The 26,366-nt window shown below is 41.2% G+C and carries 20 protein-coding genes, 2 tRNA genes and 1 rRNA gene; 12 read left to right on the top strand and 11 right to left on the bottom strand.

Annotated elements, in window-relative coordinates; translation table 11 throughout:
• The coding region (locus JR005_RS14780; protein WP_228731670.1) for a phenylalanine--tRNA ligase subunit beta at positions 1-1,117 on the top strand (1,117 nt) is incomplete at its 5' end.
• Positions 1,114-1,407, top strand: a complete 294-nt coding sequence (locus JR005_RS08430; protein WP_004993038.1) for an integration host factor subunit alpha — start codon at positions 1,114-1,116, stop codon at positions 1,405-1,407. The genes JR005_RS14780 and JR005_RS08430, both read left to right, overlap by 4 nt.
• Positions 1,408-1,880: 473 nt before the next feature.
• Here JR005_RS08430 and JR005_RS08435 read toward each other — a convergent pair whose 3' ends face one another.
• From JR005_RS08435 to trxA, 3 genes are all read right to left on the bottom strand, one after another.
• Complete coding sequence (locus JR005_RS08435) at positions 1,881-2,177, bottom strand: hypothetical protein (protein ID WP_004993040.1); 297 nt, start codon at positions 2,175-2,177, stop codon at positions 1,881-1,883.
• A gap of 412 nt (positions 2,178-2,589) precedes the next feature.
• Positions 2,590-3,858: a transcription termination factor Rho gene (gene rho / locus JR005_RS08440; protein ID WP_004993042.1), complete on the bottom strand. Its 1,269-nt coding sequence runs from the start codon at positions 3,856-3,858 to the stop codon at positions 2,590-2,592.
• A gap of 336 nt (positions 3,859-4,194) precedes the next feature.
• A complete protein-coding gene (trxA, locus tag JR005_RS08445) occupies positions 4,195-4,521 on the bottom strand; it encodes a thioredoxin (protein WP_004993046.1) in 327 nt (108 codons plus the stop codon).
• Positions 4,522-4,798: 277 nt separating this feature from the next.
• Between trxA and ppx the strand changes: the two genes are divergently transcribed.
• The 5 genes from ppx to JR005_RS08470 all read left to right on the top strand — a co-directional run bounded on the left by ppx (position 4,799) and on the right by JR005_RS08470 (position 9,950).
• Positions 4,799-6,319, top strand: coding sequence for an exopolyphosphatase (gene ppx, locus JR005_RS08450; protein WP_004993048.1), 1,521 nt, complete (start codon positions 4,799-4,801; stop codon positions 6,317-6,319).
• A gap of 74 nt (positions 6,320-6,393) precedes the next feature.
• Positions 6,394-7,218, top strand: coding sequence for an acetyl-CoA carboxylase carboxyltransferase subunit alpha (locus JR005_RS08455; protein ID WP_004993051.1), 825 nt, complete (start codon positions 6,394-6,396; stop codon positions 7,216-7,218).
• The gene (gene tilS / locus JR005_RS08460; RefSeq protein WP_151724584.1) at positions 7,155-8,534 is read left to right on the top strand and encodes a tRNA lysidine(34) synthetase TilS; all 1,380 of its coding nucleotides are present in this window, start codon (positions 7,155-7,157) and stop codon (positions 8,532-8,534) included. The genes JR005_RS08455 and tilS overlap by 64 nt, the downstream gene beginning before the upstream one ends.
• On the top strand, positions 8,531-9,367 hold the full coding sequence (gene proC / locus JR005_RS08465) for a pyrroline-5-carboxylate reductase (protein WP_004994642.1): 837 nt from the start codon (positions 8,531-8,533) through the stop codon (positions 9,365-9,367). The genes tilS and proC overlap by 4 nt, the downstream gene beginning before the upstream one ends.
• Before the next feature lie 16 nt (positions 9,368-9,383).
• Positions 9,384-9,950 carry a YggT family protein gene (locus JR005_RS08470; RefSeq protein ID WP_004993058.1) on the top strand — a complete coding sequence of 189 codons (567 nt, stop codon included), beginning with the start codon at positions 9,384-9,386 and terminating at the stop codon, positions 9,948-9,950.
• An 87-nt stretch (positions 9,951-10,037) separates the two neighbouring features.
• Here JR005_RS08470 and polA read toward each other — a convergent pair whose 3' ends face one another.
• Positions 10,038-12,800 (bottom strand): DNA polymerase I, encoded by a 2,763-nt coding sequence (gene polA, locus JR005_RS08475; protein ID WP_004993061.1) that lies wholly within the window; start codon positions 12,798-12,800, stop codon positions 10,038-10,040.
• A gap of 148 nt (positions 12,801-12,948) precedes the next feature.
• On the opposite strand from polA, the gene JR005_RS08480 reads away from it, so the two are divergent.
• Positions 12,949-15,798 (top strand): DUF2339 domain-containing protein, encoded by a 2,850-nt coding sequence (locus JR005_RS08480; protein WP_218665815.1) that lies wholly within the window; start codon positions 12,949-12,951, stop codon positions 15,796-15,798.
• Positions 15,799-15,857: 59 nt separating this feature from the next.
• Here the strand turns inward: JR005_RS08480 and JR005_RS08485 are convergent, their stop codons facing one another.
• Both JR005_RS08485 and JR005_RS08490 read right to left on the bottom strand, forming a co-directional pair.
• The gene (locus JR005_RS08485) at positions 15,858-16,778 is read right to left on the bottom strand and encodes a mechanosensitive ion channel family protein (protein ID WP_004993064.1); all 921 of its coding nucleotides are present in this window, start codon (positions 16,776-16,778) and stop codon (positions 15,858-15,860) included.
• A gap of 9 nt (positions 16,779-16,787) precedes the next feature.
• Complete coding sequence (locus JR005_RS08490; RefSeq protein ID WP_004993066.1) at positions 16,788-17,612, bottom strand: hypothetical protein; 825 nt, start codon at positions 17,610-17,612, stop codon at positions 16,788-16,790.
• A 99-nt stretch (positions 17,613-17,711) separates the two neighbouring features.
• Between JR005_RS08490 and gspE the strand changes: the two genes are divergently transcribed.
• Complete coding sequence (gene gspE, locus JR005_RS08495) at positions 17,712-19,199, top strand: type II secretion system ATPase GspE (RefSeq protein WP_218664892.1); 1,488 nt, start codon at positions 17,712-17,714, stop codon at positions 19,197-19,199.
• A 422-nt stretch (positions 19,200-19,621) separates the two neighbouring features.
• Here the strand turns inward: gspE and JR005_RS08500 are convergent, their stop codons facing one another.
• The 5 genes from JR005_RS08500 to JR005_RS08520 form a co-directional block, all read right to left on the bottom strand.
• Entirely contained in the window at positions 19,622-20,068 is a 447-nt protein-coding gene (locus tag JR005_RS08500) for a MarR family winged helix-turn-helix transcriptional regulator (protein ID WP_004993071.1), read from the bottom strand.
• A gap of 82 nt (positions 20,069-20,150) precedes the next feature.
• On the bottom strand, positions 20,151-20,975 hold the full coding sequence (locus JR005_RS08505) for a carbon-nitrogen hydrolase family protein (protein ID WP_218664893.1): 825 nt from the start codon (positions 20,973-20,975) through the stop codon (positions 20,151-20,153).
• A gap of 31 nt (positions 20,976-21,006) precedes the next feature.
• A complete protein-coding gene (gigB, locus tag JR005_RS08510; RefSeq protein WP_004993077.1) occupies positions 21,007-21,528 on the bottom strand; it encodes an anti-anti-sigma factor GigB in 522 nt (173 codons plus the stop codon).
• Between the two features lie 113 nt (positions 21,529-21,641).
• On the bottom strand, positions 21,642-22,610 hold the full coding sequence (gene gigA / locus JR005_RS08515) for an RsbU family protein phosphatase GigA (protein WP_004993079.1): 969 nt from the start codon (positions 22,608-22,610) through the stop codon (positions 21,642-21,644).
• 126 nt (positions 22,611-22,736) lie between these two features.
• A complete protein-coding gene (locus JR005_RS08520; protein WP_005002529.1) occupies positions 22,737-23,636 on the bottom strand; it encodes a VacJ family lipoprotein in 900 nt (299 codons plus the stop codon).
• Between the two features lie 558 nt (positions 23,637-24,194).
• Here JR005_RS08520 and JR005_RS08525 point away from each other — a divergent pair.
• The 3 genes from JR005_RS08525 (at position 24,195) to JR005_RS08535 (ending at position 26,108) form a co-directional block, all read left to right on the top strand.
• A 16S ribosomal RNA gene (locus JR005_RS08525) occupies positions 24,195-25,731 on the top strand.
• A gap of 169 nt (positions 25,732-25,900) precedes the next feature.
• A tRNA-Ile gene (locus JR005_RS08530) sits at positions 25,901-25,977 on the top strand.
• A 55-nt stretch (positions 25,978-26,032) separates the two neighbouring features.
• A tRNA-Ala gene (locus JR005_RS08535) sits at positions 26,033-26,108 on the top strand.
• Positions 26,109-26,366 lie beyond the last annotated feature (258 nt).

Here is a 26,366-nt window from a genome sequence, read left to right on the forward strand (position 1 = left end):
TGAATTTATTGCGGATGCTTTAACTCGTCTGGGTTGTTTGGTCACGGTAAAATCACAAGGTGAATGGTCGGTTGTACCTCCATCGCATCGTTATGATATGGCAATTTATCAGGACTTGATTGAAGAAGTTGCCCGTATTCATGGTTATGACAATATTCAGATTCGTTTACCGCAAATTGATGTGCAATTCAGCGCTTATCAGGATGGTTTCGAACAGGATCAGTTACGTCAAACGATGGTCACACTGGGTTATCAAGAAGCGATTAGTTTTAGCTTTGCTGACTTAAAACTGGAAAAACAACTGAATCCAGCCGTTCATCCGCTGGCATTGGCGAATCCAATTTCAAGTGATTTGGCGGTGATGCGTAGTACTTTACTGTCGAGTTTGATTCCGTGTGTACAATACAATTTAAATCGCCAACAAAATCGGGTACGTCTGTTTGAACTTGGTCTGCGTTTTGATTATCAAAATGCTCAGTCGATCCATGATTTAAAACAAATTCCGACTTTGGCTTTAATTGCAGTGGGTTCACGTATTCCTGAACAATGGCATGCCAAAGCACAGCCTATGGATTTCTTTGATCTTAAAGGTGAAGTTGAGCAGATATTGGCAGCTGGGCGAGTGCAAGTTGATTATGTCCGTTCAGAACGCGCTTGGTTGCATCCGGGGCAATCTGCTGAGATTGTAGTAAATGGTCAATCGTTCGGATATTTGGGACGTTTACATCCATCACTTGAAAATGATCTGGATTTAGGTGTAACTTGGGTAGCAGAATTAGATCAAAGTGCAGTTTTGCAATCTTATGTATCTAATTTTACAGAATTATCACGTTTTCCATCGGTTCGACGTGATATTGCGCTGTTAATCAGTGATAATATAAATGTGAATGATATTCAGCAGTTAATTAAACAAACAGGTGGAGACCTTTTGGATTCTAGTTGGTTGTTTGATGTGTACACGGGTCAAGGTGTTGAACAAGGCAAGCGCTCTCTAGCATTTGCACTGTTATGGCAACATCCTTCACGTACGCTTGAAGATGCTGAAATTAAATCTGGTATGGATCAAATTATAGAAGTGTTAGAAAACACTTATCAAGCGACATTGAGGGCCTCATGACAGCACTAACTAAAGCAGACATGGCGGATCATTTAAGTGAGCTCACGAGCTTAAATCGTCGTGAAGCAAAACAAATGGTTGAGTTGTTTTTCGACGAGATTAGCCAAGCGCTCATCGCAGGTGAGCATGTGAAACTTTCGGGTTTTGGCAACTTTGAATTACGTGATAAACGTGAGCGCCCTGGGCGTAATCCTAAAACAGGAGAAGAAATTCCGATTTCTGCACGTCGTGTTGTGACTTTTAGAGCGGGTCAAAAATTTAGACAGCGCGTAGGAAATGAGCAGGATTAAACTGTTCTATTTCAGAGCTGTGTTTATTTGATTTTTCTTTTTTATAAAATGGCAGGTTTAATCCTGCCATTTTTTATGTCTAATTGGGTGATTTAGAAAATCCAGAAATTTACATATGACCTTTGATCACTTTATTTGCCGTTCTTATATATTTGAAGGTGTAGGCTGTTTGTTTGAAATTCGAGATAAAATTTACTCTGAACCTAATACTTTTCATTAGATGACTCTATATTGCAAAATCGATTTGAATGCACTATACCTTGATTTTATTATAAAAAATAAAATAATAATGAACTGGTAAATAGAAAGGAAAGGAGCTTATGGTTATGAAAATTATCATCTTAAGCAATAATATGTGAATCGTGAATCGTGAATCGTGAATCGTGAATTTATTAATTTAATTGTGAGTTATTTCTAGATAAAAAAAGAGAGCTAAAAAGCTCTCTTTTTTGACACTAAATCTAGATACTAGATTAGTGAGCAGCTTCTGATGCAGAAGCAGCAGCGTCAGTTGCAGCGCCAGCAGCGTCAGTTGCAGCAGCAGCAGCTGTGTCAGCAGCAGCAGCAGCGTCAGATGCAGCAGCAGCAGCTTCTGGAGCAGAAACAGCAGCAGCGTCAGTTGCAGCAGCAGAAGCTTCAGATGCAGCAGCAGTAGCTTCAGATGCAGCAGCGTTAGCGTCAGCAGCAGCTTCTTCAGTTTTCTTTGCACAACCAACGAAAGCTAAAGTAGTAGCGATAGCAGCAGCAATAGCGATTTTCTTGAATAACATGGCATCACTCTCATAAATTTTGTGAGATTAAAAAAAACCGGTGTTAGCCTGTTTGTGCTTTAATTATTCCTAACGAAGCTAGGTAACAACGCATGGAGCAGTCTAACTGGTCTGGAAATATGCTATCATTGCCTATGATGAAATACTACTGCTGAACGATAAAATTAAGAGAAAAAAGCGATAAAATAGACGAATTATTAACAGAAAATAACAATCAAAAAGTCAGTTTATATTGGAGAAATAATTGTTAAGCCTCTAAAAGCTAAACGTTTTTTCTTTTTAATCTTGAAATTTATCATTTAATAACACGGGGTTTAACATTAAATACCTACAATTGTATATTTATGTAAAAAATGTCAACCAAAACAAAAGGCTGCCATATGGGCAGCCTTGATATGAAATAACAACGAAATTAATTCGCAGCTTTTCGTTTCATCTGATCGAAGAAATCATCATTGGTTTTGGTTTCTTTCATACGATCAAGTAAGAATTCCATTGCAGCAAGCTCATCCATTGGATGAAGCAGTTTGCGTAGAATCCAGACTTTACGTAGGTTATCTTCATCCATCAAACGCTCTTCACGACGCGTACCAGATTTCTTGATATTCATTGCAGGGAAGACACGTTTTTCGGCAATACGACGATCTAGTGTAATTTCCTGGTTACCTGTACCTTTGAATTCTTCGTAGATCACATCATCCATCTTACTGCCAGTTTCGATCAATGCAGTTGAAATGATGGTCAGTGAACCGCCTTCCTCAATGTTACGTGCTGCACCAAAGAAACGTTTTGGTCGTTCAAGAGCATGCGCATCGACACCACCCGTTAACACTTTGCCTGATGATGGAATCACCGTGTTATAAGCACGCGCCAGACGAGTAATCGAGTCGAGTAGAATCACGACATCTTTTTTGTGCTCAACCAGACGTTTCGCCTTCTCAATCACCATTTCGGCAACTTGAACATGACGTGCAGGAGATTCATCAAAAGTGGAAGCCACGACTTCACCGCGAACGGTACGTTCCATTTCAGTGACTTCTTCTGGACGTTCGTCAATGAGTAGAACGATCAGGAAAACCTCTGGATTATTACGAACAATCGACTGTGCGATGTTTTGTAATAACATGGTTTTACCCGCTTTAGGTGGGGCAACAATGATGGAACGCTGACCTTTACCAATCGGCGCAATAAGATCTACAACACGCGAGGTCAAATCTTCAGTGGTACCGTTACCAAGCTCCATGACCAGTTGCTCGGTTGGGAAAAGTGGCGTTAAGTTTTCAAAAAGAATTTTATTACGAGAGTTTTCAGGAGTATCGTAGTTAATTTGGTTGACTTTTAACAGTGCAAAATAACGTTCACCTTCTTTTGGTGGGCGAATGGTTCCTGTAATCGTGTCACCTGTGCGCAAATTAAAACGACGAATTTGCGAAGGGCTGACATAGATGTCGTCTGGACCTGCAAGGTAAGAACCTGCAGCTGAACGTAAAAAACCAAAACCATCAGAGAGGATTTCGAGAACACCATCACCAAAGATTTCTTCACCGTTCATGGCGTGGCGCTTTAAGATGGCGAAAATAATATCTTGCTTACGGTTACGAGCCATTCCTTCAAGGCCCATAAACTCAGCAATCTTAATGAGTTCGCCAATCGGTTTTTTCTTGAGTTCGGTTAAGTTCATAAGTGGTCAGATTGATAAGGAAAATAAAGTTGGAGTCAAATAAGAGAAGCAAAAGTCAGCCGCAAGTTTCAAATGCGAAATATACGCACTTGCATAGTCACAAACGCAGAAGTCAGGTTGATTGTTTCGGTATGAAATATATGAAAACAATTGCTAGTGCCGAGCGGCGATCTTATGTTTTGTGTCTTGCTTTGTAAGAAGGCAGGTGAAGTGATTTTCCTTCAGCACTTCTTGCTCAAGAAATATAAGTCAGATCAGCGCATTTGTCAATTTTTCAGCAAAAAAAATACGCTATTTGAAATAGCGTATTAGGGATTCGCATCGTTTGACAAAAACTTAGGTGTTTTCATCTAGGAAAGCAGCAAGTTTAGAACGAGGTGCCGCACCCACTTGTTGAGCAACGACTTGACCGTCTTTGAACAAAAGTAGTGCAGGAATATTACGGATGTTGTACTTCACCGCAGTTTCTTCGCAAGAAGTCACATCTACTTTTACAATTTTTACTTTACCTTCGTATTCTTGAGACAAATCTTCAAGCACAGGTGCAATGGCTTTACATGGCGCACACCATGCTGCCCAGAAGTCAACCAGTACAGGGGTTTGTGAGTCTAGAACATCTGCTTGGAAATCAGCATCAGTGGTATTTACAATATTAGCAGACATAAGCTTGCTCCAAATCTTTTAAGAAATTTTTAGAAGGATAAGAACGTATCGGCATGAAGTATTACATAGCCTTCTAAGTCAATGTAAGGGTTGTTTTACATTATTCAAGGATTCGATTAATTTGTCTAATAGATGTTGGCAATGCTGATCATCGTGACAAACAATGCTGGATCAGCATTACTTTTATATAAAAGCAGCCAACTGATTGGCAAAAATGGCTTTTCAATTGCATGTATGTGAATTACTCTAAGCGACAATTCTGTAGGGGTTAGTTTCAATGGCTGATTTTTTAATTGATGAAGAATTACTTGCTGCCATCGACATGGGATCGAACAGCTTCCATTTAGCCATTGCACGTGTAGATCATGGTGAAGTCAAAAAAGTCGCTTCAATGTCTGAAAAAGTGCAATTGGCGGCAGGCCTTGACGAAAATAAAAATTTGACCGAAGCCGCGCAACAGCGCGGTTTGGCGTGTCTGGCCCGTTTTGTCGGGCGTTTGGGGTCGGTGCAGCCGAACCGTTTACGTATTGTGGCGACCAATGCTTTGCGTCAGGCTAAAAATGGTCATGAATTTATTCAAAAAGCAGCTGAAATATTACCTAAACCCATCGAAATTATTGCGGGTCGTGAAGAAGCTCGTTTAATTTATTTGGGCGTCTCGCATACCATGGCGAACGGTGGTCGCAGATTGGTGATTGATATTGGTGGTGGTTCAACAGAGCTGATTATTGGTGAAGAGTTTGAGCCAATTCAAACCGAATCTTTACAAATGGGTTGTGTTGCCTATACCAAAGCTTTTTTTCCAGAAGGTGATATTAGCCCTAAAATTTTTGATAAGGCTGTCACAGCGGCACGTAAAGAATTATCTGCAATTGCCAATACCTATAAAGCTGAAGGATGGGACACTGTTGTTGGTTCTTCAGGCACTATCAAAGCGGCCAAGCAAATTATGGTCAATCTGGGCTTAAGCGATGAACAGGAAAATGTCACACGTGACGGTCTGGAAAAACTCAAAGATAAACTCCTCAAATTTAAGCATAGCGCCGAGATCGATTTTGAAGGTTTAAAAGACGATCGGCGAGCAGTTTTGCCAGCAGGCTTGGCGATTTTATATGCAGTTTTTGATGTTCTAAATATCGATAAACTCGCATATTCAGATGGTGCGCTACGTGAAGGGGTCATGTACGACTTACTTGGTCGTTTTAAGCATGAAGATATTCGTGATCGAAGCGTACAGGCACTAATGGGGCGCTATAATGCCGATTTAAAACAGGCAGAGCGGGTGGTCAATACCGCACAACAATTGTTTGATGATGTCGCGCAACAACTGGATTTAACCAACGAAGACAGTGATTTATTGCGCCGCGCAGCCTATTTACATGAAATAGGTTTAGCGATCAGTCACGGTGGTTATCATCGTCATGGTGCATACTTATTGCAACATTCGGACATTCCAGGCTTCTCACAAATTGACCAAAATCATCTATCTTTGTTGGTTGCCTATCATCGCCGCAAATTGCGTAATGACGCTAAACACGACGTTTTAAAAGGCGGCGGCATCAAATTGGTCTATCTTTGCCTACTGCTACGTTTGGCTGTTTTACTCAATCACAGCCGAAGTGATCAGATGCTTCCTGCCATTGAATTGACAGTACTAAATAGTCAACAATGGCAACTTAGTGTTTCTGGTGATGCAAAACAATGGCCGTTGCTGGTTGCCGATCTGCATGATGAGCAAGAGCAATTTAAGCATTGGGACATTGAGTTGGATATTCAGTCGGAAAAATTTATCGATTAACTCGACTTGGTTGGGCGATTGAGCATGTGCGATATGCCATCAATACGCCCCAATTTAGGGATAATACTCGACTTATGAAAAGTAAAGCTGCTCAGTCTAAAGCGTGGAAAACAGTGCAAATCGCACGACATCCTGATCGACCACAATTTCTAGATTATGTCGGTGAAATTTTCACTGAATTTGATGCCCTGCATGGCGATCGTCTATTTGGTGACGATGGTGCAATGGTAGGTGGTTTAGCACGTTTTGAAGGCCGCCCAGTGATGGTGGTGGGTCAGCATCGTGGTCGTAGTACCCGTGAAAAGTTAAAACATAACTTTGGGATGTCGAATCCTGAAGGTTATCGTAAATCGCAACGCTTACTAGATATGGCGGAACGTTTTAATCTGCCTGTTTTTACCTTTATCGATACGATGGGAGCATATCCCGGTGTAGGTGCAGAAGAACGCGGTCAGGCAGAAGCAATTGCAACGAGCTTGGCGCAACTATCTCATTTAAAAGTGCCTGTCATTGCGACAGTATTAGGTGAGGGTGGTTCTGGTGGAGCATTGGGTATTGGCGTTGCTGACCGTGTGATTATGTTGTCACATAGTATCTATTCGGTGATTTCACCTGAGGGCTGTGCATCTATTTTATGGAAGACAGCAGAAAAGGCAGAGCAGGCCAGTGATGCTTTGGCATTGACCGCAGATAAACTGCAAAAGATCGGTATTGTCGAATATGTCGTCGATGAAGGCGAAGGCGCACATTTACATCCAGAACAGGTTATGCAAAATCTGCAAGTCGTGTTAAAACAGGCGCTAGATGAATTGCTACCGATGGATGCAGATGAACGATGCGAAGCTCGTTACCAGCGTTTAATGAAATTTGGCAGCGAAAATTTAGGTCTGACCTCTTAAATCAAGCTGAACAGTTTTCACCTGAAACCACATTTTTAATTGGATGCAGTGGTGGCATGGATTCCATGCTATTGCTGCATTTAATGTCGCTTGTTTTTCCAGCGCGCGTTCGTGCGATATATATCGATCATCAATTACAAACCTCCAGCCCTGACTGGGGCATCTTTGTGCAAAACTATGCACAGCAACTCAATATTCCCGTTATTATTCAGAAGGTTGAAGTTACCTCAGGCAATCTGGAAAATCAGGCACGTACTGCCCGCTATTCTGCATATCAACAACATTTAAAATCTCATGACATTTTAGTCTTAGCCCATCATCAGCAAGATCAGGCTGAAACTGTTTTACTGCGATTACTGTCAGGTGCAGGAGTCAATGGTCTGTCTGCCATGCAAGCATTGGAAAATCGGGAAAATTTTCAATTGTGGCGACCTTTTTTATCGTTATCGCGTGAACAAATTGAAATCTGGTCAGCGCAATTAAATCTGCCATTTGTACAAGATCAGACCAATTTTGACACACAGTATGATCGGGCATGGTGTCGTCAAAATGTCTGGCCATTATTGCAACAACGTTATCCCAAAATGCAGCAAGCTTTGAGCCGTACCAGTATTTTAATGCAGGATGCTAATAGCATTTTACAGGATATATTGCTCCAAGATGCGCAGTACTGTGGTGATACCCATCAAATCGATCTAGAAAAATTACAACAACTCAGTTTGTCTCGGCAGCGTCAGCTTTTATCGGCGTGGATGAAAGGAGAGGCAGATTATCGACCGCCTTTTGAGATGGTGGCGCGTTTACAACAAGAAGTGATCGATGCCAAAGCAGATGCCCAGTCGGCTTTGCATTGGAATGGACACTATTATGTCCGTTATCAAAAACAACTTTATCGAATTGCTAAAGCCTTATATTTAGCGTCAAAAAATTGTTCTCATGTAACGGGTACGATTTGTTTAGATCTTGATCAAAGCATTTCTTTAATTTCAGGGAAATTTAAAATCGTTTCTGCTGAGATAGGACTTTCTGCTGATTTATTAAAGCAAAACTTAACGATACACTCACGTCAGGGCGGTGAAAAAATCCATTTATATGGACGTGTTGGGCATTGGCCATTAAAAAAAGCCATACAAGAGGCACAAATTTTGCCGTGGTTACGTCATACAATTCAAATATTAGCCATAGATAATGTTATGCTAGGGGTTTTTACCCCAAAAGGGTTTTGGCTAGCACAATCAAGATATTGTGAAGTTGGTGGCTGGTTGCCATATTTAAGTTCTGAGATAGACAATTTGCGAGTTGAGCATAATTCATGAATGCGACATTAAATTCAAATATCACATTTATTGGTGGTGGTAATATGGCGCAAGCCCTGATTGGTGGCTTGCTGGCACGTGGATTACCAACAACTCGGATTATGGTGTCTGATCCTGTCGAGGCAATTCGTCAGTTATTGCATGAAAAAGAAATTCAGGCAGTGGATGATAATGTAAAAGCCATTAAGAATGCCGATGTGGTCGTTTTAGCGGTGAAACCACAAGTTTTAGGTACGGTTTTAAAGCCTTTACACGGTCTATTTGAAGGCAAGTTAATTGTTTCGATTATTGCTGGAGCAGAAATAGAGACGATTGCTGCATTGACTGGAACTGATCGAGTTGTACGTGTCATGCCGAATACACCTGCTTTGGTTCAGACAGGCGCCCATGGTTTATATGCCAATGAAAATGTGACAACGAAAGACCGTGATTTAGCCAGTCAGATTTTGGCTGCAACGGGTTTAACCATTTGGGTAAATTCAGAAGCACAAATTGATGCTGTGACAGCGGTTTCAGGCTCAGGCCCAGCGTACTTTTTCTATTTAATGGAAAGTATGATTCGCGCTGGAAAAAATATGGGACTGGATGAAAAAGTCGCGACTGCACTCACTTTGCAAACTGCTTTGGGTGCAGCACAAATGGCGATTACCAGTTCCAATACCCCAGCGGAATTGCGTAAAAATGTGACCTCTCCCAATGGTACGACGCAAGCAGCACTTGAAGTCTTTGATCGCGCCCAGATTTCACAAAATATCCAGACAGCACTTGCTGCTGCGCAAAAACGTAGTCAAGAATTAGCACATGAGCTAAGTGACAGTACCAAGACCCATTAAGTAGGAAAGTAACAGTATGGCGAGTTCTGCGCTTATTTTTGGTATTTTAATTAATGTTGCCATTTTATTGGTGTTCTTCCGCTTTTTAATGCAGTTGACAGGGGTAAGCCCTTATAACCCTGTGGTTTTATCAACGGTCAAAGCGACTAAAATTGTGGATATTTTTAGTCGTATTTTTCCGACAGTGGCAAAAGGTCGTGTCAATCTAGCGGCATTGGCACTTTTAATCGTGCTTTATTTACTCAAAATTTTTGGGTTGATGTATCTATCAGGTGCGATGCCAAATAGCCCGATCCATTTGTTGATTTTAACTTTTGTGACCATGATTCAGGATTTGATCCGTTTCTGCCGTTATCTGATTTTTGCTACGATTATTTTGAGCTGGGTGGTGATGTTTACTCAATCACGTTCTCCATATATTGAAGTGATTCAGGAATTGGCTGAACCTTTACTTGCACCATTTCGTCGTTTATTGCCGAATATGGGCATGATTGACCTTTCTCCAATTATTGCATTTTTAGCTTTATATATTGCTGAAATCTTAATGAATGAAGTCGCAAAAATTTTACTGACTGGATTGTAAAATTGATGTGGTTTTAAATACGTAAAACTTAGATAAAACAAAGGCCGAATCAATCGGCCTTTGTTTTATCTAGATTTTCTCTAAAGATTAATGTGCTTCTTCCCAGTTCAATCCTTTACCGACTTCAACCACTAAAGGTACAGAAATTTCAACCACCGATTGCATGGTTTCAGCAAGCTTAGGTGCTAGTTCATCTGCCAAATCAGTATCGACTTCAAATACGAGTTCATCGTGGACTTGAAGTAATAATACGGCCTGATCCTTTGGCAGCATTTTATCCACTTCAATCATCGCAAGTTTAATGATATCCGCCGCGCTGCCTTGCAATGGCGCATTAATGGCGGCACGTTCCGCACCTTTACGCACCATCATATTTCGGGCATCAATGTCTGGCGTATATAAACGACGACCTAAAATGGTTTCCACAAAGCCTTGTTCTAACGCCACCTGACGGGTACGTTGCATGTATTCATAAATACCCGGATAGCGATGGAAGTATTGCTTAATGTAGTTTTGTGATTCTTCACGGGTAAAGCCAAGTTGACGAATCAAACCAAATTCGGACATTCCATACAGCAAGCCAAAGTTAACAGCTTTGGCTTGACGACGCTGATCATTGTTCACTTCTTCTAGTGGAATATTCAACACTTCGGCTGCTGTACGGCGGTGTACATCTTGACCGTGTTTAAACGCATCCAACAGGGCTTCATCTTGAGAAAAATGTGCCATTAAACGTAATTCGATTTGTGAATAATCGGCAGCCAATAATACGCGACCTTCAGGAGCGATAAAGGCTTTGCGAATTTGACGACCAATTTCTCCACGAATCGGAATATTTTGTAGGTTCGGATCTGAAGAAGATAAACGACCTGTGGCAGTCAATGCCTGATGATAACTGGTATGCACTCGATGCGTTTCGTTGTGTGATTGCTCGACCAAACGATCGGTATAGGTGTTTTTCAACTTCGATAAAGTACGGTGTTCTAAAATTACTTCTGCAATAGGGTGCTCGACTTTCTCAAGAATACTTTCACCTGTACTGTGCTGACCTGTTGCGGTTTTTTTGCCGCCTTTTAGCCCCATTTTATCAAATAAAATTTCACCCACTTGTTTAGGGGAGCTGACGTTAAAGGTTTCGCCTGCCAATTCAATTGCCTGATTTTCCAGACCTTGAATAGTTTCAGTAAATTCGAGGCTGAGTTGATCCAAAAAGGCATGATCAAGTTTAATGCCAGCTTCTTCCATACCCGTGAGGATAGATGCCACACGCATTTCGATGTGATACAGAATATTTTCAAGCTCAGGTGAGGCTTTTAGTTTTTTTGCCAACACTTCATATAAGCGATAGGTGACATGTGCATCTTCGGCAGCATAATGTGCAGCCACTTCAATGTCGATCTGATTAAAGGTTTTTTGTTTTGCGCCTTTTCCTGCGATTTGTTCAAAAGTTGTGGTCAAGTGACTTAGGTAGACTCGCGCTACATCATCCATACCATGACGTGTGGCGACTGAGTTCAATACATAAGAGGCCAGCATAGTATCAAAATACCAACCTTTAAGATCAATGCCATGATTGGCAAAAATATGTGCATCGTATTTAAGGTGATGTCCAATTTTCTGGACTGAATCATCTTCCAGAATTGGCTTCATTTGTGCCAATACTTGCTCACGATCAAGCTGCTCTGGTGCACCTTCGTAGTCATGTGTGAGTGGTACGTAATAGGCATCATGAGCATCAAAAGCGATAGAAAAACCGACCATTTCGGCAACACGATAATCCAGACTGGTGGTTTCTGTATCAATGGCAAAACGTTTCTCAGTCTGTAAACGCTTGAATAAATTGTCCCATGCGTCTTGGGTGAGAATCGTATGATAATTGGCAACACCGAGCTGATCATCATCACTGGTCATGCTAGATTGATCTTCTGTTTCAATAGGTTGCGCACTTTCAGCTTTAGCGATTTCTTTGTTGGCTTCTTTATAGCTGTTGCTAACAGGATTATTAGGATGGTCTAAAGATTGCAACTGATTTCTAAATTCGAGTTCGGTATAAAGATGACGTAAGCTATCGACATGTGGCTCACGTAGTTTTAAATCATCCCATGTTAGACCTAAGTCCAGATCGCAGACGATACTCGCAAGTTGATGATCAATGGCAATACCATCGACATTGTCTTTAATGCTCTGACCGACTTTGCCTTTGATTTGATCGACGTTTTCTAAAATGCCACCGATCGAGCCATATTCCGTTAAAAGCTTAGCTGCTGTTTTAGCACCAATGCCGGGAACCCCCATAATGCCATCTGAGGCATCACCCATTAAGGTAAGGTAATCAATGATCTGGTTCGGCCATACGCCAAACTTATCAAAAACGCCTTGAATATCCATGGGTTTATCTTTGAAACTATCTTCAAGCGTGACTTTTTCGTTGACCAGTTGCGCCATGTCTTTATCACCAGTCGAAATTAAGACTTGATGACCTTCTTTTTCTGCATGTTTCGCCAATGTCCCAATAATATCATCGGCTTCTGCACCCGGCAGCATGTATAAAGGAATGCCTAACGCTTTAATTAAAGCATGTAAATACGGAATTTGCTGTGCCAACTCATCGGGCATGCTTGGGCGGTCGCCCTTATAAATAGGCGAAAGTTCATGACGAAATGTGGGTTCTGGGGTATCAAAAATTACCGCCATATGCGTGGGCTGAGTGCGGCGCATCAATTTTTGAATGGCAGAAATAGCACCACGTATTGCATTGGTTTGTAATCCTGTTGAGGTCGTCAACGGTGGGAGTGCATGAAATGCACGAAATAAAAAATAAGACCCATCAACCAAAACAAATGGTGGCATTGAATACTTCCTTACGAACGATTGGGTCTTATTCTACGTGAAAATGAAGCAAAATGTAGAACTTCGCCTTTAGGGACGGTGGCTAAATATACGCAGATGTTTTGATGAGGTAAGATAGCTTTAAAATAACTGAGTTTGTTTTTTTAATATCTATAAAAATGATAAGTATTACCCCACGATAATCATTATTCTTGCTGTCGCTTTATTGGTTGCACTTGCTTTTGAGATCAAAAATGCAGTGGCCGTTGTTATTGTACTTTTGATATTTTTTATCGTACAACAATTCACAGCTTTTGAACGCCGTATCCAGCAGCTTGAACAGCAATATCAAGTAACTGCATCTGTTGATCATTTATATTTACCGCGATGGGCTCTATATCTTGGAACTTTAATTGGTCTTGCAGGTTACTATTTGCACAGTGGTTCGGCTATTTTAGTTGGAAGTGGATTGGTGTTGTTTAGTCTGATTCAGATGTTAAGTTCGATGAATGAGCGCCTAAAAAATCTTGAAAACCATAAAAAGATACAACAAGCATCATTGAGTTCTGATGTTGAACCAATTGAATTGAATCATTTGGAGCAATCGAAAACACCTGTGTGGTTTCAATCTCAAGATGATACACCGATATTGTCAACGCTAGAGAATGATCCGACTCATGATGCTCTTGCTGTAGATCCACCATCTCAAAAACAGGCATGGTGGCAACCAGCACTGGATTGGCTGATGCATGGTAATCCAATTTTGCGAGTTGCGATTGCGATTTTAATGATTGGGGTGGTGCTGTTATTGCGTTTTGCCAGCGAACATTGGCAACTCAGTTTGAGTATAAAATTATTGGGAATCGCTATTACAGGCGGTGCATTGACTGTATTTGGCTATTATTTGAGAAAAAAGAACGCATTATTTGCAGTTGCTTTGCAAGGTGCAGGTCTGGCAATTATTTTCCTGACTTTAATTTTTGCGCATCATTATGCGGTGATTGCAAATTTGAGCATCGCAAGTGTTGGTTTTGCTGTTTTGCTACTTATTACGGTCGCTTTAAGCTTAAAACAAAATGCGGTTTATCTATCGATGCTTGCATTAAGTATGGCTTATCTTGCACCTTTATTGATTCCACAATCGCATCCAGATAGTGTCTTTTTGTTGAGTTACTATTTGATGATTAATCTGGCTGTGGCCGCGATGAATTTTATCAAGCCATGGAAAATACTCAATCAAATTGCTTTTTTCGCGTCAGGATTACTTGCGGGCAGCGTCATTGTTATCTATGCAAATCCCGCACAATATCATACGCTTGATCTTATTTTATGGTTGCATATCGCCTTGTTTATCTGGCTGAGTGTACGTTATAGCCAACTGATTCAGAAAGAATATCGCTCTTTAAAAGATCAGTCTTTAAATGATTCTTCCTTGAACCATCAATCCAATATTCAACTTCCACCATTGGTAGATGTTGGTTTGATTTTTAGTGTGCCGATTTTGGGATTTTCCTTACATGCTTTTTTAGTGCAACAGTCAAGTCTAGCACTGACTCTGGGGGCAGCACTTCTGGGAGGAACTTATGCTGCTTTGGGCTGGTGGATTAAACAAAAACAATCTGAATTATCAATTTTAGCCAAAAGTTTTTTTATTTTAGCGGTGGCATTTATTGCGCTGATTTTCCCGTTATATCAAGGGGCGCACTGGACAGCAATTGGTTGGGTGGTGCAAGGGACAGCTTTAATTGTTTGGGGTGTTTCTGAGCGGTATCGATTAAGTCGTTATCTCGGGATATTTTTAGTCGTACTCAGTTCTGTTGTCCTATTTTATCAAGTCTGGTCAGATGAGCATTTTCCTGTGTTAAGCACCAGTATTTATGCGATTTCACAATTCATTTCGGCATATTTTTTATTTCGAGATCCATCCTCTCGACAGGATTCATCAGTCATTGCCAGTCTATTTTTGAGTCTGGCTTTATATTCAGGTGCAGTGGCAGGTGTCGAGTATTTTACATGGCACGGGCAGGGCCTAAGCCCTTATTTGGCGATCGCCGCAATTTTATATTTTGGCTTTACTGGAGTGGTATATTTACGCGCACGTTTGGATTGGCAGTTTCCGCAGTTGATGATTCTGAGTATTTTTATCGGCTTGTGTTTCGTAGAGCTGATTCAACAGGGACTATTCACACATTTTCATTGGATTGCTTCGTTACAGCAAATGAGCTTTTTCATTGCAGCAACCACTTTGGCCTTGCTCTTGATTAGCATTCAAAAAAACCAGCAAATTGATTCGAAGTTTAATGCTTGGTGGGCCGCTTTACTCTGGCTGAGTTTAGCGACAATAGGTCCAGCACTTTGGCCAGATGCTGCATTGCTTTCTTTCGCTGTGATTCCTGTCTTATATAGCATTTGGCTGTTTAAGCGAAAAAATGACCTTATGCTAGATCAGTTTTCAGTTTGGGCACTGACTTGGTTTTGGTTGTTAATAGTCAGTTTAAGTGATCAGGTTTTTGTGGCTTATTATTTACCGATCTTCAATCCTGTAGATTTATTGTGCTTAAGCGTGTTATCTGGATTATTGTGGATGGTTTATCATCATAATTTTACCGCTTCATTTAAAACATTAGAATGGTTTTCTAAAGTGGTCAACATTCTGATTGCCTTGGTGGTGTTTAGCAGTATTGTCGTTCGGGCCTTACATATGTATTTGGCAACACCTCTTTGGGGCTGGACAATTTGGTCGAATGGTACGGTACAACTTAGCTTAACTTTACTTTGGGTAATTTTGGCTTTCGTGTTAATGACTTTTTCGAGTCAGCGTCAAATCCGTCAGCTTTGGTTTGTTGGGGCAGCCTTACTTGCTATTGTGGTGATTAAGCTAGTGGTACTTGATTTGTCGCAGAGTGGAACCTTAACGCGTGTGGTTTCATTTATTGGTGCTGGAGCTATCATGTTGGTCATTGCTTATCTGGCACCATTGCCGCCAGCACAATCAAATAAGGAAAGCATTGAGCGTTAAATTTTAAAGCTTATAGATACACTATTTTAGCGGGTGGCAAACCACCCTTGTTAAGTTGCCTAAAGTTTTGGTTCTCGTTTAAGTTCCTGTGTATTGGCATAGGAGTCAATGTCATCTTCCGTTAAAGGCGTTGTTGGTGGACGATCAACAAAACCCATCTTCGGTACAGGAATCTCAATTTGATTTTCCAAAAAGCCATTACGAATACGTTCTTGCAATTCATCGCGAGTTTTTAAATACAACTCTTGACGGCACCAGACTGAAAATAACAGCTCAATTGAAGATTCACGAAAGGCGGTGACAGTCACCTCAGGTTTCGGGTCATCTAATGCCAAAGGATATCTGGATGCAACATCAAGAAGAACCTTACGCACTTTCATGATGTCTTCCTGAAAGTTAATGGCGAGGGTAATCGGAATACGCCGTATCGGATACTTGGACATATTCATGACTGGAGCTCGAATCAATTGTTCATTGGGTAAACGTACATAGACATTATCCAATGTCAGTAATTTAACCGAAAGCAAATCGATCGAAATCACTTGTCCTTCAATGGTATGACCACGAATTAAGGTAATTTGAATAGTATCTCCGACCTCAAATGACCCTTCACCAATCAGGAACAAACCGCTAATCAAGTTACTGGCTGAGGTTTGTGAAGCAAAACCCAAAGCGACAGTTAAAATTCCGGCTGCGCCTAAAAATACGCTGAGTTTAAAGCCTGCTTCTTTCAGGCTAGCCATCACAAAAATAATAAAAATAAAGTAGAAGATCCCGCGTCGCCAAACCATTCGTTGGTGTGCATTGAAGCGCATGCCTACGGTTCGGATAAACGTATTTGAAACCAAGCGGGCAAAAATAAAGCCAATTAAACATAGAACAACAGCGACCAGAATTTCACTCAGTCGATCCAGATTAATATTGGTAAAAATCCCTTTGAGGCTGACAGCGACATCTTTGGGGATATTGGAATCTGCCATAATGCCTCCTTAGAAAAATGAATCAAACATGTTAAACAAGGCACCACCCGGCGAGCGTGGTGGATGTACATAAGTGACTTCACCTGCCAATGGGGGCGTACGATTTTCCAGACGAATACGCGGTGGACGATCTGAACCTTCGTGTATGACTTTAATTTGAGATGTCCATAAGCGATTGGTGCTTTCACTATAAAATAAAGGCAAAGCAGACACAGGAACATTCATACGATCAAAACGTAATTGCTGGCTACTGGTATTATGAAATTCAACTGGAGTAACAGCTCGAAATGCGCGGGGTTTAAGTAGATTTAAATCGGTGCGACCATCAACTGCTGTGGCATAGCACATTTCCCCAGTACGATGATCAGGGCCAAACCAGGTGTCTTTGGGGCGAATCACTGGAAGATCGAAAATAGGCTCTCTCTGATTTTCAACAAAGCCTGCAATCCATAATGGCGTACTAATATAAAGTGTGCCACGTTCACCTGCTGGAATATAAATGGGGTCGACGGGTTTGATAACCACAGAACGATCTGCCAAACGTGGCATCAGTTGAAATTCATTATGGGTGTTGCGAAACATATAGCGTTCAATTTTTGCCCCTTGTGGAAAGGCAAAATGTGGATCTGCAATTCTCTGCCATTGTTGTTCATAGTCATGTTGGTATTGTGGACGATAATATTCCAGTCGCCATTCATTAATTCCGCGTGTCAAACGAAAGAGCAATGACCCAAACTGCCATGCTTTAGATTCGCTGAGTTCAAATTTCTGTTCACCCCACCACCTTAAATTAGTTTGCTCGGGTTCGAGATGATCGTATTGCTGTTGTTCCAAGTTAAAAAATTCCTCTGGTGAGTTTGTAAAAACAGACTTCACGCTGTAGTACGCTTAGAGTACACTCAAAACTCTATTTTTGATCATTATAAATTTGTGATGCAAATACTTAAACAAATACAAATTCCATATAGTTTTGCGAAACGTCATGGCGTTTTGTTGCGTTATGAAGGGGATCAAGTCTTTATTGTACGCCGTCAAAATACAGAGTGGATTGCCTTGCAGGAAGCAAGACGGATCGTAGGGAAACCAGCTCAACATCAAATTTGCGATGATCAGAGTTTTAATGCATTACTGAGTTCGAGTTATGCAGGCGATACAGGAGAATCGCAACAAGTTGCCGCGGGGCTTGAAGACCACCCAGATTTATTAAGTTTGGCAGATCAGGTGCCAGAAGCCGAAGATTTGATGGATCAGGAAGATGATGCGCCGATTGTCAGACTGATTAATGCACTTTTGTCTGAAGCGATTCGAGTCAATGCGTCAGATATTCATATCGAATCTTTTGAAAAAAAACTTTCAGTGCGTTTGCGCGTCGATGGTCAACTGCGTGAAATTGTACAGCCGCGCCGTGAACTTGCGCCTTTATTAGTTTCACGTATTAAAGTCATGGCAAAACTGGATATTGCAGAGAAACGTATTCCTCAGGATGGTCGTATTTCGTTGCGTTTAGCAGGGCGTGAGGTCGATGTACGTGTCTCTACCTTGCCTTCTTCACATGGCGAGCGTGTGGTGATGCGTTTACTGGATAAACAGGCAGGGCGCTTAAACATGACCCATTTGGGACTTATGTCAAACGATTACGAACGCTTGACGCATTTGATCCATCGTCCGCACGGCATCATTTTAGTCACAGGGCCGACAGGTTCGGGTAAGACCACGACTTTATACGCGGCGCTTTCTGATTTAAATGACAATACTCGCAATATCCTGACGGCTGAAGATCCGATTGAATATCAGTTAGAGGGAATTGGGCAAACTCAGGTCAATACCAAAGTCGATATGACCTTTGCCCGGGCTTTAAAAGCCATGTTGCGTCAAGATCCCGATGTCGTGATGGTCGGAGAAATCCGAGACCTTGAAACGGCTGAAATTGCGGTACAAGCCTCATTGACAGGTCATTTGGTTTTATCTACGTTGCATACCAATACTGCAATTGGTGCCGTCACTCGTCTAAAAGATATGGGAATTGAACCTTTTCTTCTATCAAGTTCATTAATTGGGGTGATCGCACAGCGTCTAGTCCGAACTTTATGTTCACATTGCGCGACTTGGCGCGAAGCAGACGATTTTGAGCGTCAATTATTTCAGCATATTAGTGCTGAAGAAAACTTAAAACTACCAGAGCCTCAAGGTTGTGAGCATTGTTCACATTTAGGTTTTACTGGGCGAACTGCTATTTATGAAATTGTCCCTGTAGATGACCAAATGCGCCGTTTCATTCATGGTAATGCTGCTGAATTTGAACTAGAGCGCTACGCTCGTCAATATTCAGGTTCAATTCGTGATGATGGTTTAAGAAAAGTATTGGTGGGGAAAACCACATTGGAAGAAGTATTACGTGTGACCAATCAAGCTGAAGAATAGCGAACAAATTTTTAAAATTTAAAAAGCACAAAGCACCGATTAAGGTGCTTTGTGCTATGCATGAGAGGGAGTATGCATTGGGGGTGATATTGAAAGCCTATTATTTAGCTAATTGTCTAGCAGTCAATTTTATGATGGCTTATCTCATCAAAAAAACTACCCTGAAAACTAGCCTTTAAAACGACAGTGCTAATGGCTTCAATATCAAAATCTATTTAACGATTTATTTCCTTTAACTCAGTACATTCACCTTTAGATGCATTGTTTATCCTGACAAATGCTNNNNATTATTTGGGTATGAATAAACCTATCGTGATGACTGAGTATTGCTTAAATAAATTGTGTAATATTAATTTGTATTAAAATATATAGTATGCGATTTAAATAATTTAGCAAGATGATATTCAAAATATTTTTAAATTTTATTTGTTATGCATAAGAAGATTATTGCGTAAAATCTGTAATTGATCTTTGAGTGCTAACAGCTGATCTAAATCACAGGATGTCGTGCTAATGACTTTTTCAGGAACTTCGAGTGCTTTTTTTTGCAGATTAATCCCTGAATCAGTCAAGGTAATAATCACTTGTCGTTCATCCTGAGACGAGCGTTGACGTTGAATCAGTTGATGTGATTCCAGTTTTTTTAAAAGCGGAGTTAAGGTGGAGGATTCTAAAAATAAACGCGCGCCTATTTCAGAAACGGTCACCTGATCTTTTTCCCACAATACGAGCATCACCAGATATTGAGGATAAGTTAGCCCTAAGGATGCTAGAACTTTTCGATAAATCTGATGAAATGCAAGATTCGTAGAATAAATCATAAAGCACAACTGATTATCTAGTTGTAAACCCGATGAATCCTGTTGCATAAAAATTCTTCAATACAAAAAAGATGCGATATTTGATTATAGCTTTAAATAAATGATTTCAGTAATAAAAAAATATGATGTATCAAAAATAAATTAAACGTCGATGCTGTATCAGTGGCATTGATGCTCGAATTTGATCCTGTTCTTTGGCATCGAATTCAATTGTGATGAGTCCTGCGCCTTCATCTTGGATCATCTGCAAAAGCTGTCCACGACTATTGGTTGCTGCTGTATGCCCCCAAGTTTGGCGCTTTTCACCATGCCAGCCTTGTTGCGCTGCACCCAATACATCACATTGAGTATCCATTGCACGAGCTTGTAATAAAAGCTGCCAATGCATTTGACCTGTCGTATAAGTAAAAGCCGCTGGAGCAGTTAAAATACGTGCACCTTGCGCTCGAAGAGTTAATGCCAGTTCTGGAAAACGAAGATCATAACAGACCATCATCCCGATATTGCCAAACGGTGTTTTTGCGACCACGGGCTGATCACCGGGTTCAAAAAACTTGGATTCCTGATACCCTCCGACAGCATCACCCACTTGCACATCAAACAAATGAATTTTGTCATAACGTGCTTGAGTCCCTTCAGGACTGATACATAAGCTGACTGTGCGTACACGTCCATCTTGAATGATCGATCCATCAGGACGAAATGGGCAGGGCAATGTTCCTGCAATAATCCAAATATGATATTGATGCGCAAGTCGTTCTAAACGCTGCTGGATATGTTCAAATTGTGCTGCTGTTTCACGCTGTTTCCCCGCAGCAAAACAGACAAAATTTTCAGGAAATACGATCAACTCTGCATGTTGCGCTTTACTCTGTTGAATCAAAGACTCGATCATACGAAAATTATCGTCGATCTCATTTTGAGAATTCATTTGTGCAACAGAGAGTAAAGTCATATGCCAATTTTATCCTGAAAATATCTGGAGGCTAAGCGTTTTGCTTAGCAGATACTTGATCCATTGTATCTTGTTCTTTTTGTAGTTGTTTGACTAAAGGCTCAAACATATTTTGGTTATTTTCGTTTAGTTGCATCAGGGTTTTATGTGCATCAAGTACTGTTTTAAGCATGGTGTTATGTGTAATTTCTTCTTCACATAATTCACGCGTACACACTTGTGGTTCTTTACAATAATTCAAGATAACAAAAACCTGCCCTAGCCCCATGCTATTGGCCAGAGTCGTAATATCAGGATTGGTTGATAACATGACTGCCTGAATATGATGGACCTGCTTCAGTTTTAGACCTAGCTTTGCCAATATTCCAAGAACCGTACTATCAATAAAAGTTGTTTCAGTTAAATCGACAATTGCACCAACCACATTTTGCTGTTGTTCAATTCGATTTAGAAGTTTGTCTAGACTTATGCAAGACTGGGCGCGTACTTCACCAATAAGTTTGAAAATATGCGTTCCATTCAAGCTTGCATATTCAACATGACCTGTTGACATATAAATGCCATTTTCAGAGAAGGATTGCAAAATTATCACATAGGGCGCTTAGATACTCAAGTATCTAACAGTCGTATAAGGAATACTAAAAAGACATGCTATTGATTATGCTGCTAATTCAGTCGACAAAGACTTAGGATTGCAATGTCATCAGCAACATGTTCAGGGGCTTGAAAAGACTGTTTTTGTAAATGATCAACCAATTGAGCAAACTGTTCATTTAGTCCACCATCAAAAGGTTCGAGTGCACCGTCTGAACAAATAATAAACCGAGTCTGACGATTTAAGGTAAATTCGAATTCTTCAATATCCAGATCATCCGTTAAACCCAGAGGAAAACTACTGGTGTTTAAAATTTTAGGCGGTTGATTAGGTTCAAAAATAATCGGAGGCGGGTAGTGACCAGCACTTGACCAGCGAATTTGATGGGTGTGTAGATTTAAAATACCTGCAACCATCGTAATATGCTTTTCGATATTTTCCTGTAACAGCATTCCATTGAGTTTTTTGATTAACTCGCGTGGCGTTTTAGAACGTCCATGAAAAGCCGCCATCCATGAAGTGAGTAAACTACTGGTGACCCCATGTCCAGAAACATCGGCTAAATAAAATAATACTTCTTTATCATTAAGCTTCCAGTAATCATACCAGTCACCTGATAAATACGCAGAAGGCTGAAAAAAAGTTTCAATTTTATAGTCGAGTAAATCGAGGGTATTGGGCAGGAGTTTTTTCTGTAATTCAGCCGCAGCAGGAAGATCACGACTATCTTGATTACGCTTATATTGAGCATCAATCTGCAATAAAGCCTCTACAGGGTTTTGCGGCAATTTTCCCCAAATCCAACCTGCAAGGGCACCAAGTTGCCAAGCTTGAGCAAGAGCTGCCCCTTCATCTTCACGCGCAATAACTACGGTAGGTAGTGCCCACTGGTATTGTAAAAAATCTTGAACATCTGCAATCGCGATAATCGTAGGGTCATATAATTCCAGATCATCTATGTGAATGACTTGTAGGCTCGGTAGCTCATCAAGGGCTTTATCTAAATGAGGGACTGAACGTGTCGGTTGAATAAAATACATAGACGATTAAATGGAACCTTATCAATAATCACATTTACTATAATAGATGTACTATAGAAATCAAAAGATTGCTAGAAAAACTCAATCTCTAACAATCTTAAATGAATACATTATGTAAGCTAAAGCTTAATTTTGATCACCTGAATCATCTGATTCATCATCGATAAACTGGATTTGTTCTGTGGAATTGCCTTTTTTCTCTGCAATCTGGAAGTTTTTACGCTGTAAGTATAGATCACGAATGACTGCATACTTGTCGCCTTGCAGAATTTGCTCAATATCCAGAACTTGCGCACGGGTATCAATCGCTTGCAACATATTGGTCGACCAATATAAACCGTCTTGATCATCCATAATATATTTTTGTGGACGTGCTTGACTATCTACAGCAAGCCCAAAACCATCACGTAACGTACTTGGACCAAAGAACGGCAACATCAAAAATGGCCCCGATGGAACGCCATAATACCCAAGCGTTACCCCAAAACTTTCTTCTTCAGCGGGTAAGCCTAAACGACGTGCTGGGTCGGCTAAGCCCAAGGTTGTTAAAGTATTAATCGTAAAACGGCCAAATGTTTTTGCTGCACGAGAAGGTCGACCCTGAATTAACTGATTTACAGCATTCCACGGTTCGCCTAAATTCTTACGGAACTGGCGATAAGAACCACGAACTTGTTCAGGTGTTTTTTGGGTATATTGAACAGCGATCGGACGCACAATAGTTCGATCTAAAGCATCATTAAAAGCATAAAACTGACGATTAAGTGGCTGCAAAGGATCTTTAACTTGATCAGGCTGTGCGGCATTCGCATTTACCTTGAAATCACTGGCCTTAACATTTTTAAGATCGTCTTTGATTTCCTTTAACTTCTGAAATCGTGCACGGTGTTCAGGTGTATCAGATTCAGGAATAGACGAGTCTTCTGTAGCATCAGTCACCACATCATTTGTACTCTCTTGAGCAAAAAGATGAAAAGACATGCCAGTTGAAAGAAGTCCAATAAAGACGAGTTTTGAGTAATGCATAAGAATCCTTAGTCGCCTCTTGCGGCAAGATTTTATACCATTCTATATAAAGATGGTTCTATTGAATAATAGGATCATAGCTGTTATTAAAACAAAACTGGGTAAAAAATGTTATAAAAAATATAAAAAGATTAAAAACCGATCAAACACTCAAAATATTAAATAAAAGGGGTTGCGTTGGTTTGAGAATGCTGTAGAATGCGCACTCATCGGCGGTGATGCGGATAAAAACTTGTTGAAAAACAGGGTGTTGGTTGGGTCTTGAAGGATTTGATTGATATTTTGGTTGAGTAAAATGAGTTTTAAAAATATCTAAATTGCCTGTTGACTTTTAAGAGATTGAGAGTAATATAGCCGACCTAGCTTGATGCTGACGAAGCATGAAGAAGATCATTAAGAAAATAGAAGAACAACTTGTGTGGATTTTTACTAATTGATTGATCGAAATATTATCATTAATTGATTGGTTTAAATTACTCGAAGTTTATTTGAGAGAATTTGTCAGTAATTGATGAGCCAGAATTGGCACCTTGTCTTTAATAAGGTGCGAAATGATTTTAACTGAAGAGTTTGATCATGGCTCAGATTGAACGCTGGCGGCAGGCTTAACACATGCAAGTCGAGCGGAGAGAGGTAGCTTGCTACTGATCTTAGCGGCGGACGGGTGAGTAATACTTAGGAATCTGGCTATTAGTGGGGGACAACATTTCGAAAGGGATGCTAATACCGCATACGTCCTACGGGAGAAAGCAGGGGATCNNNNGACCTTGCGCTAATAGATGAGCCTAAGTCGGATTAGCTAGTTGGTGGGGTAAAGGCCTACCAAGGCGACGATCTGTAGCGGGTCTGAGAGGATGATCCGCCACACTGGGACTGAGACACGGCCCAGACTCCTACGGGAGGCAGCAGTGGGGAATATTGGACAATGGGGGGAACCCTGATCCAGCCATGCCGCGTGTGTGAAGAAGGCCTTATGGTTGTAAAGCACTTTAAGCGAGGAGGAGGGTACTGGTATTAATACTACCAGCTACTGGACGTTACTCGCAGAATAAGCACCGGCTAACTCTGTGCCAGCAGCCGCGGTAATACAGAGGGTGCGAGCGTTAATCGGATTTACTGGGCGTAAAGCGTGCGTAGGCGGCTAATTGAGTCGGATGTGAAATCCCCGAGCTTAACTTGGGAATTGCATTCGATACTGGTTAGCTAGAGTGTGGGAGAGGATGGTAGAATTCCAGGTGTAGCGGTGAAATGCGTAGAGATCTGGAGGAATACCGATGGCGAAGGCAGCCATCTGGCCTAACACTGACGCTGAGGTACGAAAGCATGGGGAGCAAACAGGATTAGATACCCTGGTAGTCCATGCCGTAAACGATGTCTACTAGCCGTTGGTCTCTTTGAGGGATTAGTGGCGCAGCTAACGCGATAAGTAGACCGCCTGGGGAGTACGGTCGCAAGACTAAAACTCAAATGAATTGACGGGGGCCCGCACAAGCGGTGGAGCATGTGGTTTAATTCGATGCAACGCGAAGAACCTTACCTGGTCTTGACATAGTAAGAACTTTCCAGAGATGGATTGGTGCCTTCGGGAACTTACATACAGGTGCTGCATGGCTGTCGTCAGCTCGTGTCGTGAGATGTTGGGTTAAGTCCCGCAACGAGCGCAACCCTTTTCCTTATTTGCCAGCACTTTGGGTGGGAACTTTAAGGATACTGCCAGTGACAAACTGGAGGAAGGCGGGGACGACGTCAAGTCATCATGGCCCTTACGACCAGGGCTACACACGTGCTACAATGGTCGGTACAAAGGGTTGCTACCTAGCGATAGGATGCTAATCTCAAAAAGCCGATCGTAGTCCGGATTGGAGTCTGCAACTCGACTCCATGAAGTCGGAATCGCTAGTAATCGCGGATCAGAATGCCGCGGTGAATACGTTCCCGGGCCTTGTACACACCGCCCGTCACACCATGGGAGTTTGTTGCACCAGAAGTGGATAGTCTAACTGCAAAGAGGACGTTCACCACGGTGTGGCCGATGACTGGGGTGAAGTCGTAACAAGGTAGCCGTAGGGGAACCTGCGGCTGGATCACCTCCTTAACGAAAAGATTGGTTGATTGGTAAGAATCCACAACAAGTTGTTCTTCTGGTATCTGAATGAAAAAGATTTAGAGAGAAGCTTTTAAAAAAAGAGCGAGAATCAAACACTACGCACAGCGAAGCTGTTTGTCTTGCGAAACTTTTAAAGCGGTGCTTTAAAACTTTCTCAGGGTCTGTAGCTCAGTTGGTTAGAGCACACGCTTGATAAGCGTGGGGTCACAAGTTCAAGTCTTGTCAGACCCACCATTCTGACGAATAGATTAATGAGTACAGAGTTAAAGATACGTAAATGATATAAGCTGGGGACTTAGCTTAGTTGGTAGAGCGCCTGCTTTGCACGCAGGAGGTCAGGAGTTCGACTCTCCTAGTCTCCACCACGTACTTAAGAGAGTACGGGCTAGAGTAAATTATAGAGCTTAATAAATATAATGATTTATTAAGCTCTGTGATTAATCACAGTTTAATGTAGCTGACGAGGTTACATTAATTCATTAACAGATTGAGAATTGAGTCTGAAATAAATTGTTCACTCAATAACAAAGAGAGAAGAAGTCATTCTGATCTTAGAGTTAATTGAGAACTAGCAAATTAACTGAATCAAGCGTTTTGGTATATGAATTTAGATTGAAGCTGTA

The organism is Acinetobacter sp. Colony158, from assembly GCF_019264745.1.
Taxonomy (GTDB): Bacteria; Pseudomonadota; Gammaproteobacteria; order Pseudomonadales; family Moraxellaceae; genus Acinetobacter; species Acinetobacter ursingii.

What these genes read in the sequence shown, in the direction of transcription:
- JR005_RS08430 (WP_004993038.1), top strand. Translation starts at nt 1,114, where the DNA reads ATGACAGCACTAACTAAAGCAGACATGGCGGATCATTTAAGTGAGCTC.
- gigB (WP_004993077.1), bottom strand. Translation starts at nt 21,528, where the DNA reads ATGTCAACAGGTCATGTTGAATATGCAAGCTTGAATGGAACGCATATT.
- JR005_RS08500 (WP_004993071.1), bottom strand. Translation starts at nt 20,068, where the DNA reads ATGCAACAGGATTCATCGGGTTTACAACTAGATAATCAGTTGTGCTTT.
- gigA (WP_004993079.1), bottom strand. Translation starts at nt 22,610, where the DNA reads ATGTATTTTATTCAACCGACACGTTCAGTCCCTCATTTAGATAAAGCC.
- JR005_RS08520 (WP_005002529.1), bottom strand. Translation starts at nt 23,636, where the DNA reads ATGCATTACTCAAAACTCGTCTTTATTGGACTTCTTTCAACTGGCATG.
- JR005_RS08435 (WP_004993040.1), bottom strand. Translation starts at nt 2,177, where the DNA reads ATGTTATTCAAGAAAATCGCTATTGCTGCTGCTATCGCTACTACTTTA.
- rho (WP_004993042.1), bottom strand. Translation starts at nt 3,858, where the DNA reads ATGAACTTAACCGAACTCAAGAAAAAACCGATTGGCGAACTCATTAAG.
- ppx (WP_004993048.1), top strand. Translation starts at nt 4,799, where the DNA reads ATGGCTGATTTTTTAATTGATGAAGAATTACTTGCTGCCATCGACATG.
- proC (WP_004994642.1), top strand. Translation starts at nt 8,531, where the DNA reads ATGAATGCGACATTAAATTCAAATATCACATTTATTGGTGGTGGTAAT.
- gspE (WP_218664892.1), top strand. Translation starts at nt 17,712, where the DNA reads ATGCAAATACTTAAACAAATACAAATTCCATATAGTTTTGCGAAACGT.
- JR005_RS08505 (WP_218664893.1), bottom strand. Translation starts at nt 20,975, where the DNA reads ATGACTTTACTCTCTGTTGCACAAATGAATTCTCAAAATGAGATCGAC.
- trxA (WP_004993046.1), bottom strand. Translation starts at nt 4,521, where the DNA reads ATGTCTGCTAATATTGTAAATACCACTGATGCTGATTTCCAAGCAGAT.
- JR005_RS08470 (WP_004993058.1), top strand. Translation starts at nt 9,384, where the DNA reads ATGGCGAGTTCTGCGCTTATTTTTGGTATTTTAATTAATGTTGCCATT.
- JR005_RS08485 (WP_004993064.1), bottom strand. Translation starts at nt 16,778, where the DNA reads ATGGCAGATTCCAATATCCCCAAAGATGTCGCTGTCAGCCTCAAAGGG.
- tilS (WP_151724584.1), top strand. Translation starts at nt 7,155, where the DNA reads ATGCGAAGCTCGTTACCAGCGTTTAATGAAATTTGGCAGCGAAAATTT.
- JR005_RS08455 (WP_004993051.1), top strand. Translation starts at nt 6,394, where the DNA reads ATGAAAAGTAAAGCTGCTCAGTCTAAAGCGTGGAAAACAGTGCAAATC.
- polA (WP_004993061.1), bottom strand. Translation starts at nt 12,800, where the DNA reads ATGCCACCATTTGTTTTGGTTGATGGGTCTTATTTTTTATTTCGTGCA.